Below are 13,301 nucleotides of genomic sequence, written 5' to 3'. Positions count from 1 at the left end.
TGCGCCACGCGGATAGAGCGGCGTCCTAGGGCATGTCTTTATTTCAAAAATAGTGATAAAAATAAGATAAATGGCGGTCAAACAAGGAAAATAGCGCCGTTAATATCGGGATATAGACCATCTATTTGACGATGGTTGACAAAATTTGGCCACTTTTAGCCCATTTAGATAACTATAGTCGATGCACTCTAAAAAGCGCATAGCGCTACTGGGATGCTGTTTTTAAATGTAGGTTGCGCAGCCTCTGGGAACGCAGCACGCAAGTAAAATTTATACCAGTAGCGCGTTTAAATTTATATACCAGTTTTATTTTCAACTGACTATAGCGAGTGACTTGAAGACACGCTCTCGCCACATAATAGTGCCATTAATGCTTGCGGCGTCTCAACCTGATAGGTAGGCTGCTGCGCGGCAAGCTCTGCCGCTGATGCTGTACCATAATTGACCGCAATACTACTCATACCCAGCTGCGTCGCCATCTCGATATCATAGACGCTATCACCGACAAAAACAGCGTCGGCAATACCCTGCTGAGTAGCCTGTAATATATCAATGAGCATCTGCGGATCAGGTTTTGAGCCTGCTTCATCAGCACAGCGGGTTATCACAAAATACTGATGACTGCTCGAGGCTGCAAGCACCCGATCTAGACCTTTTCGTTTTTTGCCTGTGGCCACGGCCAGCTGTTTGCCTTGACGCTGTAGCGTTTGTAGCATGCTTTCTATCGGAGCAAACAGCGGCGTGCGGTGGCTATTGGCAATATAGTACTCAGCATAGCTTTGCTGAATGCCCTGCTTTTGTAAATCGCTGGCCTGCGGATATAAAATATCAATGCCATTCATCAGGCTAAGACCGATGATATCTTGCACAGCCTTATCTGTCGTTTGAAACCCGTGCGCCTCCCCTGCCACATGCATGGCCTCCACGATTAAACCCACCGAATCCATCAAGGTGCCGTCCCAATCAAAAATAATCAGCGTCTTATCGGCCAGATTATGCGGGTTGGATACGTGAGAGCTGGCTTCGGCAATAGCAATACTGGCAGCAGATTGTGAACTCATAAATAAACCTTGATAACTGTTAAGACTTGACGACCTTTAATACTTGATAAGCTGACGTGTGACTTGATGGCTTTTATGAATAAAGACTATGAATAACGATGATGAATGGCAAGTGTCAATACAAAAACGTCACGGCGACTTATTAAAAATAAGCGAGCGTGACGTTTAGCGCACGTATTCGACTTTATCGTCCGTCCTTAGCGCGTGTTGAACATTTACAAGTAAGATAGACACACTGTCATCATACGCGAGAGTGGGACAACATTAATGAGACAATACTAATCACGCAGTGTGCTCTGCTCTGGCAGCCAGTCGGCCATATCATCTGGCAACGGTGCAGTAATCGTCTCATAACCTGGAATATCTAAGCGCCACGCGTGCAAGCACAGACGATGGACGCCTGATTTGTCGTGCACGTTATATTTATCATCGCCCAAGATAGCGTGACCGATATGCGCTAAGTGTACACGAATCTGATGGGTACGCCCAGTGAGCGGCTTGGCTTCAATCAAGCTCACAGGCTGACCGGCCAGCATAAAACGCTCATGAATGATAATGTCCGTCTGGCTGTCTTTGGCTTGCGGATCTTGGCTATCCACCTTGACACGGCGCTCACCATTAGCAAGCGTATAGCGTAACAATGGCGCATCGATACGTTGCTCACCCATCACAGGCTGGCCTTTGGCGATACACAGATAGTGCTTTTGGATGGTTTTATCCACCAGATGCTGCTGCAAGGCTTTTAGCGTTGAGCGTTTTTTAGAGATCATCAACAAGCCTGAGGTATCTTTGTCGATACGGTGTACCAGCTCCAGATATTTTTTGCCAGTGACTTCACGCATAGCCTCGATGACACCAAAATCCAACCCGCTACCACCATGCACCGCAATGCCCGAAGGCTTGTTTAGCACCAACATCCCCTCATCTTCATAGACCACTCGTGCCAGCAAGCTATTGGCAAACTCGGTGCTGATGATGGGCTTTTCGCGCGTCGCCAGCTGAATGGGAGCGATACGCACGACGTCTTCACGCTGCACTCTATCATGCGCTTTACAGCGTTTATTATTGACACGTACTTCATCCGAGCGAATCATCTTGTAGATATGCGATTTTGGCAGACCCTTTAGGCGATTGAGCAAAAAATTATCCAAACGCTGGTCATGCTGATGGCGCGTTACCTCTAGATAATTGACTCTGGCAAAGTTGCTGATTTCATCGTCAGCGCTTTGCGGGCGTGTTTTGCTATTGAAAATAGCAGGCGCTTCGTGGATCGGCGCGTCATCGGTCGTTTTTGAGTTTGTCATTTTTCGTTAGGTATTTACACAAAGATTTGCTATAGTTTAGCATGTTGAGCGCCAATTAAGCAGAAGCTGCGCAATAATCATTATTGCAAAAGATTGCCTAACGCTATTTTGCCAATCACGGTTTTATGAGTGATTGCCCAAGCGCGGTTAGCGATGCTTCTGCCAAGATGGGCTGTCTCATCTGATTTTAGGGTGCATAAACTGAGTAAAGCTGTTTTTATAGACGTCGCTTCTCAGACCGCTCCATAAATTGTAAACGCGGCATGAATGCTTCTTTTTTGATAAAAGCAAGTTTTTTTACCGCATGGCTATTTGTATGATAAAACTGATAGTGACACAAAATACCATTGCGTGAATAATACTGGCAAAACGCCTATTTATTGACCATTTACCCCATAACACTGATTTACTACCCGCATAATCACGACTGTTTTTGATAACACATTATCAAAGTCTTTTATGTGAGGCAGCCAAGCAAGTATGGGACGTTTTACCTTAGCATCGAGACAGATATCGATAGCCGCCTTAGTATCGGTGGTCAAACAGATGACAATAAAGACATAGACATAAACCGTGCCGATAAGCCGGTGATTTACTCTGTTTGCCAAGTACGCCCCGCCGATGACTGATGCGACCATAGCTAACAAAACGCCCAAGATATGATTGACGTAATCGCAAAAGAACGAAAAATAAAGCAAGACCCATTGTTTTACCTGATCTAACAGATGCTGCATCGCGCTATTTTTTTATAATAGTATTGATGACAGCGATTATTGCTAGACTTTGAGGATGCATAGCAACAACACAGCGCCTTTTTTAGGAGCAGTATTTTTAGAGTCGTCGCTAAGGCTTGCCCACTCTGACACAGTGCGCGGTCATAATGACCCTAAAAACCACTGACCAAAAACTTACCTAAGACGCTGATGCATAGATGTTTAGAACAATCTGCGTTTGCATGGTTTGACATAGCTTGTTTGATATAGCTTGTCTGACACTGCTGGCCTCTTTAGATCACAGTAAAGCAGCCCTTGAGGCTGATTGCTTATGTTCTCCGGTCACCATATCTGCCGCCGATGTCGCCATTTGCAGCACTTGCCGGCACCTCCTAAAGTCCAAGCTTAGTCGTCGTTATGCGTACTCATAGGATAAAATATGAAACGCATTTTGATCAACGCCACTCAAAACGAAGAGATTCGCGTCGCCCTTTGTAAAGGCAACCATCTATACGATTTTGATCTAGAAAACCGCACCCGCGAACAAAAAAAATCCAATATTTATAAAGGCCACGTGACCCGTGTCGAGCCATCGCTTGAAGCGGTGTTTGTCGAATACGGCTCACAGCGTCAAGGCTTTTTACCGATTCGTGAAATCTCTGCTGAGTATCTAAGCGGCAACCCACGTGATGAAAACATCAAAAAGCTCATCAAAGAAGGCGACGAGCTAATCGTTCAGGTCGAAAAAGAAGAGCGCGGTAACAAAGGCGCCGCCCTATCGACTTATGTATCACTCGCTGGCCGTTATTTGGTATTGATGCCCAACAACCCTCGTGGCGGCGGTATCTCACGCCAAATATCAGGCAAACTGCGTGAAGACATGAAGCGCATGCTAGGCAATCTTGACTTGCCAAAAGGCATGAGTGTCATCATCCGCACCGCTGGTATCGGTAAAACTCAAGAAGACTTGCAGCACGATCTCAATCACTTGCTCAACATCTGGCAAGCCATCCAAGAACAGAATAAAAAATACCCATCACCGCGCTTAGTGCATCAAGAAGCTGGCGTCGTCACCCGTGCCGTGCGTGACTATCTGCGTGACGATATCGCTGAGATTTGGATCGATAACGAAAACGCATACGTTGAGGCGGCTAGCTTCATCGATGCTGTCATGCCAAAACAAGCCGAAAAACTGCGCAAATACACCGATTATGAGCCGATGTTTTCGCGCTTTAATATCGAAAAGCAAATCGAGACAGCCTATCAGCGCGAAGTGCGCTTGCCCTCAGGTGGCTCTATCGTCATTGATCAAACCGAAGCGCTGGTCTCTATCGATATCAACTCCGCCAAGTCAACCAAAGGCTCAGATGTCGCCGAAACCGCTTATCATACCAACCTAGAAGCTGCCGATGAGATCGCTCGTCAACTGCGTCTGCGCGATATGGGCGGCTTGATTGTCATTGATTTTATTGACATGAATGACAACAAGCATCAAAAAGAAGTCGAAAAACGTCTGATTGATGCGACCAAATACGACCGCGCCCGCGTGCAGTTCGGTGATATCTCTAAATTTGGTTTGATGGAGATGAGCCGTCAGCGCTTGCGTCCCTCACTTGAAGAATCAACCGGCTATATCTGCCCGCGCTGTCATGGCAACGGTATGATTCGTGATTTGCGCTCATTATCGCTATCGATTATGCGTCAAATCGAGCAGATCGCCCTAAAAGAGCGTCAAGGTGAAGTACAGGCCGAAGTACCGACCGATATCGCGGCATTTTTGTTGAATGAAAAACGTGACAGCTTAGTTTATCTGGAGCAAGACAGCGGCACGCGTATTACTATTTTGCCGCACGCGCATCTTGAGTCACCAAACTTTAAGCTACATTTTAACCGCGACGGTTTTGCCCCATCCAGCTACGAGCGTATCACCGACACCCAGCAGCAAGAGCACAGCGATTTGGGCTACGATGTCGACTGGCAAACGGCGGACAACGAACGCCCTGAGCAGCAGCCAACGCGTCAGCCGCGCCAGAGCAGCGATAAAAGCGCAGCACAGAAAAACAAAAGCCGCGCCCAGACACCGTCAAACGCTCCTGCGCAAACACAAAACAACAGCGCACAACAAACCGAACGCCATCAAAAAGACCGTCATCAAAACGATCGTCGTCAAAACAACAGCACCAACACCGCGGCCGCGACACGCGCGCCGCAAGCGGATAAGCCTCAACCAGCAGCCACGCCATCAGCGAGTGTGACCACCGCCCAGCCGCAAGCCGTTGCTTGGCTATCCAACCTGTTTGCTCAGGCACCGCAAGCATCAACCACGCCTGCCGTGAGCAGCCGTGATGCTGCCGAGGCAATCGAAGCCTTGGTCAACACTGGCGCACAAAGCTTAGGCGCTTTTGGTCAAATCGATAACAGCGCGCTTAGTGTCGAAAGCCGTAACGCGAGCACCGAGCAAAACTCGCAAGCCCCTGAGCAGCACACCGATGGCAAATCAGACAGCGCCAACCGCCAGCAAGCGCGTCGCAGCTCAGACAATAAAAACGAAGAGAGCAACGACGACAGAAGAAGACGCAAATCACGTAAGTCTCGCTCTGCTAAGCCGCGTCAACGCAAAGAGCAAAATAGCGAGAGTAACCAAAACGTAAGCGCTGAGACCCAAAGCAGCTCAGATGCTGCCGAAAGCGCAAACGAGCAGCCAAATAAACGTCAGCAAGACAATAGACGTAGCAGTGAGCGCAGTCGCAACAACCGCCAAGACAACGGCCGCGATACTGGTGAGCGTAAGGCAGCAGACGAGCAGCCGCTCAATAAACGCAAATCGCACAGCCAACGCGGTTCACGCGGCAAGCTAGAACGCGGTGAGACGCTTACCTCTGATAGCATCAAGCAGTCCTCTGGCAAAAACGGCGAAGCACACACCAGCAAACAAGCCGCGAACACGCGCCGTAACCAAGACCCAAACGAAGTCATACTGCAGGTCAACGAAGCCCCAGCGATGCTAAAATCGCCAGAAGTGGTGCACCTATCCTTAGATGATAGCAAGCCGGCCTCTGCCAAACACTCATCTGCTGACAAGCCCCATTCAGCAAATGACAGTACAGCAAACGACACTGCGAGCAAAAAAGACGCTGGTCAAGCAACTACGGCCAAAGGTAATGCGCAAAAAACGCCTGCCGATAAGCAGTCAGCAAATAGCCAAAGCGTCGAGAAATCTGGTAAAAACGGCACTACGGCACAGGCAGATACCAGCGGTGATAAAGCGGCGCACAGCAAAGCGGCAACCGCTAACGAGCAGGCAACTGCTAAACAGCCGACCGCCGACGAGTCATCAGCTGCGCAGAGCCCTACTACGCGCTCAGCTTCAGCCCCAGCGCCGGCTGATAGCGCTGCTGCCACCAAGTCGCAAGACACCGCGGCAAACACAGGTGACCGTGATACCGGCAATGCAAATGGCAACGCTGCAACACAGACGCACGCCACTGCCAAAGGCACACAGAGCATAAGTGCCCAAAGCAGCCCTACTGCGGATAAAGCCGATGCGGACGTTAGCGCAGCACCTTTGCTCACGCATGATGCCTTGTTTGCCAACCGTTACGTCACCGCTCAGAAATTTGGACAGGCCAGTAACGACCCACGTGTCGTGCGTCGTCAGCAGGCACAGTCCCAGTCCACTGAGCAGCCAGCGGTAGAATCGGCAACACCTGTACCAACGGTGCGTGGTAGCGTTGGTGACTTTGTGCGTCAAGCACTCACCGATGCCGAAAGCCGTCTAAAAAATGACGGTGTGATCCGCTGCTTTATCGCAGCTATCGAAGCGCACTCACAGCAAGCAAAACCTGCTGACACCGCGCAAGCACAGCTGCCAGTTGCTGACGCTCAGGCTCTAGACTTTGACTTTAGCAACTATGGCTACCAGCCATTGGCGGCAGACTATCTGGCGCGCTTTGAAGCGATGACTCAGGCCGTTAGTCAGTTTGCTGTCGCTCAAGGCAAAACAGCGGTCGCGCCGCGAGAGATCGGCAAACGTGCTAGCAACGACCCACGTGGTCAGCATCCTGATTATCAGGCAGACGAGGTGGACGCTCATGATGTCGATGCGACTGCCCTAGCCAATCAAGCACAGGCAGACGATGTCAGCACTGAAAGTGAGCAGCTGCTAAAAGCCGATGAAAACGTGGCGCCTGCTACTAGTCCATCAACTGACCATGTTGACAATGCCGATACTCGCACAAAGACGGCTGAGTCTGACAGCGAAGTCGCCCAGCAAAGCGATACATCTGAGTCAGAGGCGCCGTCTAAAGACGCAGACAAAGGCGCAGAAAAGGAAGACAGCCAATCGGCCAAGTCTAAAACCACGATCGCCAGTTATAAAAACATGATTGAAAATGTGGCCGAGCAGTTATTGCCACAGACTGGCATGTTTAACTTGACCACACCAAAGGTTCCTAAGGCGCGCAGTCGTAAGCCAAAGACTGAGCACAAAAAGCCGACACAAGCTGAAAAGACAGACGCTGAGGATGCCGATAAGCAAGCAGACAGTTAATCACCGTCGCTTGTACTATTAGACCGCTTGTATTATTAGATACAGTACAAGCATAGATACTCAAAAGCCCCGATAGTGAACTATCGGGGCTTTTATTTTTCTTCACTTTGCTGAGTAATGCGTTATCTGTTTAACGTCATGCAAGCTTAGTGCGTCGCTGACTTTGTATCGTCGTCACGCATTTTGCCAACGATAGTGAAGATCCCAACGATAATAGCACCGATAATAAAACCGATGACCCCATTTAAGATAGCGGTGGTCACGCTCTCAAAGATACCCGTCAAATGGGCGATATCCTCGACACCGTGATGCAAAAAGCCAATACCATGCACCAAGATACCACCACCCACTAAGAACATGGCCAATGTCCCTGCGATGGATAAAAACTTCATCAGCTTCGGCGCGGCGGCAAACATCACCTTACCCAATTTTTGTTTAAACGTACTTTCTTGCTCCATCAGATGTAGGCCTGCATCATCTATTTTGACAATACCAGCGACCAAACCATAAATACCGATGGTAATACCAATTGCCAAAATGGACAATACCAAACTGCGTTCTAACAAGGTAGCGCTTGCCGTTGCCCCTAGGGCAATGACGATAATCTCAGCCGATAAAATAAAATCGGTCCGTATCGCCCCTTTGATTTTGTCTTTTTCAAAGGCGACTAAGTCGACGGTTTCATCGGCATTGGCCTGCCGGCGAGCGTTTTGCTCTTCATCATGCGGCAAAGCATGCGGCCAAAATCGATGAATGACTTTTTCTGCACCCTCATAAACCAAAAACAACCCGCCACACATCAATAAAAATGTCACTAAAGGCGGGTAAATAGCACTAATAATAAGTGCCGCTGGGACTAATATTAGCTTATTGACAAAAGAACCTTTGGCGACCGCCCACACCACTGGTAGCTCGCGGTTGGCCTTGACCCCCGTGACTTGCTCTGCGTTTAGCGCCAAATCATCGCCCAGCACCCCCGCGGTTTTTTTGGCTGCGACTTTGGTCATGACGGAGACGTCATCCAATATCACACTGATATCATCGAGTAGGGTTAATAAACTGGCACCTGCCATGTGGGCTCCTTAGCGCAATCATTGAAATTAGTGATTGAAATAAATACTATTAAAGGGACATATATAAAGAATTTATATAAATTTTTAGCAAAAACAATGCCATTAGCAGTAGACTATCTGCTCGAACATTACAATCAAACATCATAACCAGATGTTGTGGCTTAGCACGGTAGCTAAACATTGATAGTAACTAGCCAAGCTTTGATATTACATAGTACAAATGTATCGTGTTTTTTGAATTTAGGTGTATAAACGTTATGTTTTTCAACACCGCGACGACGTCATTTTAGATATCATCAGCCCTAAATAAAACGGACACAACAACTACTATGCGCCACGTGCTGATGGTATTTATTTAGCGCCGTCATAGAAGTGTATAAGATCGCCGTACCTGACCATCGCTGTACCTGCTCAGCGATGGCTATTATTTATCATAAATATGTTAAGATAAGCGGCATTATCAAGTGGGGACGTTTCTCGTTTGAGAGAAAAACCCCTTTATATTGAACCTTTTAACTTTTATTGATAAGCGCTATATCCACGATCACAGTCTGGCATGATGGCGGCACTTTTCTCACGTTGCCCCATACTGCACGCAATAGCGTTTATTTGTTTTATGCCGACGCATTTATGATTAGGCGCAATGCCTACAGGAAACTTATATGTCATCCTCCATCACCCAAAAAGCCCACGCTGTCATTGGATTTCGCAAAACCCACCTATCACGCGTTATGATGGGGGCGTTATTGGTCGCCATTGCTGCTGGCTGCTCAAACAATGCCGCCGATGCTACCAGCAACACCGATGTGGTCAATAGCACTCAGGCAAATACAAAGACGGTATCGGCAGCGAGTGATGCAGCGGTGGTCAGCGCGTTGCAAGAAAACCTCAAAGCCTCGGGGATTGAGGAGACTATCCTCTCAGCCGTACCGACAGATATGGACGGTATCTATTGGGCGACTGCTGAAGGGCTACCGTCTTTTTTTACGGATAAGTCGGGCAAGCACATCATTCAAGGTCAGATCATCGCGGTCGGTGACGGCGCGCCGGTCGATATCAGCGCCGCATTGGTGGCCAATACCGCCCAAAAAGCATTGCAAGCGGTCGATAAAGATGAGCTGATTATTTACCCAGCCAAGGGTGAGACCAAAGCGGTGGTTTACTCGTTTACCGATGCCGACTGCCCTTATTGCACCAAGCTGCATGAAGAGATGGCTGATATCAATGCGCGCGGTATTGAAGTGCGTTATTTGGCGTGGCCTCGTAGCCAAGCATCGGTACCCAAAATGGAGGCAATCTGGTGTAGCCAAGATCGCCATGCCGCTATGAATCAAGCAAAAATGGGCGCCAATGTGCAAGCGCCTAGCTGCGAAAACCCAGTCGCAGCGCATATGGCACTAGGCGCAAGATTGGGCGTGCGCGGTACGCCAGCTATTTTTACGGAGTCTGGACAGCAAATCGGTGGCTATCTGCCGGCTGAGCAGCTGGCACAAACAGCGATTGACGCCAGCTAACACGCTGCTGTCATATCGTTGACTTTGGCGACAGTCAGTTTGGGTAGACGTCACAACTGCATGTCGGTATGATACGATGAAGCGTCATAAAAAATCAGCAACACAACCGTAGTGTAAACATCAATGTGAGTCTTTTTTATTCAACGATAATGACGCCTTGATAACCCTATCACAAACGACATTTGCGCCCACCGTATGCTCGATACGACCAGCGCATTTATCTGATAGCAGTGTTATGCTGGGCGTCTTATATTTAACCTCTTGAGGATACTGTGAGTCATTCCATCAAACTAGCGATACTTGGTCTAGGCACCGTCGGAACGGGCGTGATCAATCTAATCAATGACAATTTAGATGAGCTAAAACGCCGCAGCGGCCAAGACATTACCATTACCGAAGTGGGTACGCGCCGTCATCGTGATGATATTGATCCCAATATCATGCAAAGCAGTGACTTGATGGCAATTGCGGCAAGCGACAATGTCGACATCGTGATCGAGGTGATCGGCGGCACCACACTCGCCCGCGAAGTCATCATGCATGCCATCAAAAACGGTAAGCATGTGGTCACCGCAAACAAAGCCTTACTCGCCGAACACGGCAATGAGATCTTTGCTTTTGCAGAAGAACACCATGTCCATGTGGCATACGAGGCAGCAGTCGCAGGCGGTATTCCAATCATCAAAGTGATGCGTGAAGCCTTGGCGGCCAATAAAATAGAGTGGCTGGCCGGCATCATCAACGGCACGGGCAACTTTATCATGACAGAAATGCGTGATAAGGGTCGCCCGTTTGCTGATGTACTGAGCGAAGCCCAAGCGTTAGGATATGCCGAAGCTGACCCAACGTTCGATGTCGAGGGTATCGATGCGGCGCATAAGCTGGCCTTATTGGCCTCTATCGCCTTTGGTATCCCGCTACAGTTTGATAAGGTATATTGCGAAGGCATCACAGGTATCACCTTACAAGACGTCAACTATGCCGAAGAGCTGGGCTATCGTATCAAGCATTTAGGTTTTGCGGTGCGCCGTGATGGCACAGGCGACGATGCTGCGACTGGTATCGAGCTGCGTGTCCATCCGACCCTCATCCCGCAAGACGCTCTTTTGGCCAATGTCAATGGCGTAAAAAACGCAGTCTTGGTCAATTCACACCCACTCGGGCAGACCTTGTACTGCGGTGATGGCGCCGGTGCAGGCGCGACCGCGTCGGCGGTGATGGCGGATGTCATGGACTTGGTACGTGTGTTAGGTAGCAAGGATGCCGACGATAAAAGCAACAACGGTCACCATGTGCCGCACCTAGCGTTTATCCCTGAGCAATTATCTGACACACCGATCCTACGCGCCGAGCAGATGACCACGGGTTACTACTTGCGCGTCCATGCTTATGATAGCCCAGGAGTGCTGGCCGATATCACGCGTATCCTCAGCGATGCAGGTATCAATATCGATGCGATTTTGCAGAAACCGGCGCACAAGGTTGGTCAGGTGCCTGTCATTATCTTGACGCTGCCTGTGGTTGAGCGCCGCATGAATCTGGCCATCGAAAAAATCGAAAAACTAGACACAATTACTGATAAAGTAGTACGCATTCGCCTAGATGAGCTAGCGTAAACAACAGCAAGATGGATAGCTGCTAGCCTGTCAGCGTTTGGCCAAAAAGTGCCACACGTTCATTTAAATACGTAAAAAGGAATAATAACGATGTCAAATGATGCAATTGTGATTTTAAACGGTGCCCGTACTCCTATGGGCGGTTTTCAAGGCTCGCTAAAAGATGTGAGCGCAACCGAGCTTGGCGGGGCGGCGATCAAAGCCGCTGTCGAGCGCTCAGGTGTCGATGTCGACAGTATTGATGAAGTCATTATGGGCTGTATTTTGACAGCAGGCTTAGGTCAGGGTCCTGCCCGCCAAGCGATGCGCAACGCCGGCTTGTCTGATGCAACAGGCGCGGTCACTATAAATAAACTGTGCGGCTCAGGCCTAAAAGCAGTCATGCAGGCTCACGATGGCATCAAAGCGGGCAGCTTTAAGGTCGCAGTCGCAGGTGGTATGGAGTCGATGACCAACGCTCCTTATATCATGCCAGGCTCGCGCGCAGGCTACCGTATGGGGCACAAAGAAGTCAAAGACCATATGTTTTTAGATGGTTTAGAAGACGCAGAAACGGGCAAGCTGATGGGCATGTTTGCCCAAGAAATGGCTGACGAAAAAGGCTATACACGTGAGCAAATGGACGAGTTTGCCATCGAATCGCTCAATCGTGCGCTGACAGCAATCAAAGACGATCACTTTAAAGATGAGATCGAACCCGTTACTTTTAAAACCCGCAAAGGCGAGCAAACGGTCGATACCGATGAGCAGCCAGGTCTGGCCAACGCCGAGCGCATCCCTGCCCTGCGCCCAGCATTTGCCAAAGACGGTACCATTACCGCCGCAAACGCCAGCTCAATCTCAGACGGTGCAGCAGCAGTCGTGTTGATGAAAGAATCACAAGCCAAAGAAGAAGGTCGTGACTATCAAGCACGTATCATCGCCACCGCATCTAACTCTCGTCATCCAAGCGAGTTTACCATTGCACCGATTGGCGCCATCGAAAAAGTCCTTGCTAATGCTGGCTGGTCGATCGCTGACGTCGATCTTTGGGAGATCAATGAAGCCTTTGCTATGGTCACGATGGCGGCGATGGATGAGCTAAATATCGACCATGCCAAAGTCAACGTCGAAGGCGGTGCTTGTGCTCTTGGTCATCCAGTTGGATGCTCTGGCGCGCGTATATTGGTCACTTTGATCAATTCACTTAAGCGTACAGGCGGCAAAAAAGGCGTGGCGACCTTATGTATCGGTGGCGGCGAAGCCGTGGCGGTAGCCATTGAGCTTGCTTAATCAGCAGTTGCCTGATTAATAAGGTACCTATTTAGATTAATATAAGCCTTAATAGCAGTCAGGCTGCTTATTCTTTAATATATCAAGCTCTTAAATGTATCAAAACCGCACGGCGATATGCTCTGCGGTTTTTTTTATGTCTGTGGTGTAATGGACATTTTTCATGCTGGCGTATGGTCTAACGCTATATACTGTCTAT

Annotated in this window: 8 protein-coding genes; 5 read left to right on the top strand and 3 right to left on the bottom strand. The window is 49.0% G+C overall.

Annotated elements, in window-relative coordinates:
- Positions 1-320: 320 nt before the first annotated feature.
- Complete coding sequence (locus JFC05_RS09735; protein ID WP_198336756.1) at positions 321-1,061, bottom strand: HAD family hydrolase; 741 nt, start codon at positions 1,059-1,061, stop codon at positions 321-323.
- A gap of 278 nt (positions 1,062-1,339) precedes the next feature.
- On the bottom strand, positions 1,340-2,365 hold the full coding sequence (locus JFC05_RS09730; RefSeq protein ID WP_198336755.1) for an RluA family pseudouridine synthase: 1,026 nt from the start codon (positions 2,363-2,365) through the stop codon (positions 1,340-1,342).
- 461 nt (positions 2,366-2,826) lie between these two features.
- Between JFC05_RS09730 and JFC05_RS09725 the strand changes: the two genes are divergently transcribed.
- Positions 2,827-2,994, top strand: coding sequence for a hypothetical protein (locus tag JFC05_RS09725; protein WP_172953039.1), 168 nt, complete (start codon positions 2,827-2,829; stop codon positions 2,992-2,994).
- A gap of 523 nt (positions 2,995-3,517) precedes the next feature.
- Entirely contained in the window at positions 3,518-7,627 is a 4,110-nt protein-coding gene (locus JFC05_RS09720) for an Rne/Rng family ribonuclease (protein ID WP_198336754.1), read from the top strand.
- 146 nt (positions 7,628-7,773) lie between these two features.
- On the opposite strand, the gene JFC05_RS09715 is transcribed toward JFC05_RS09720, so the two are convergent.
- On the bottom strand, positions 7,774-8,700 hold the full coding sequence (locus tag JFC05_RS09715; RefSeq protein ID WP_198336753.1) for a DUF808 domain-containing protein: 927 nt from the start codon (positions 8,698-8,700) through the stop codon (positions 7,774-7,776).
- Between the two features lie 662 nt (positions 8,701-9,362).
- Here JFC05_RS09715 and JFC05_RS09710 point away from each other — a divergent pair.
- From JFC05_RS09710 to JFC05_RS09700, 3 genes are all read left to right on the top strand, one after another.
- Positions 9,363-10,214, top strand: coding sequence for a DsbC family protein (locus JFC05_RS09710; protein WP_198336752.1), 852 nt, complete (start codon positions 9,363-9,365; stop codon positions 10,212-10,214).
- A gap of 272 nt (positions 10,215-10,486) precedes the next feature.
- Entirely contained in the window at positions 10,487-11,830 is a 1,344-nt protein-coding gene (locus JFC05_RS09705; RefSeq protein ID WP_198336751.1) for a homoserine dehydrogenase, read from the top strand.
- 90 nt (positions 11,831-11,920) lie between these two features.
- Positions 11,921-13,102: a thiolase family protein gene (locus JFC05_RS09700; RefSeq protein WP_192994417.1), complete on the top strand. Its 1,182-nt coding sequence runs from the start codon at positions 11,921-11,923 to the stop codon at positions 13,100-13,102.
- The last annotated feature ends 199 nt before the right edge of the window (positions 13,103-13,301 follow it).

Origin of the sequence: Psychrobacter celer (assembly GCF_016107555.1) — a bacterium.
In the GTDB taxonomy this organism is placed as follows: domain Bacteria; phylum Pseudomonadota; class Gammaproteobacteria; order Pseudomonadales; family Moraxellaceae; genus Psychrobacter; species Psychrobacter celer.
Note: the sequence above shows the minus strand (reverse complement) of the source record. Positions and strands in the feature narration are given on the sequence as shown.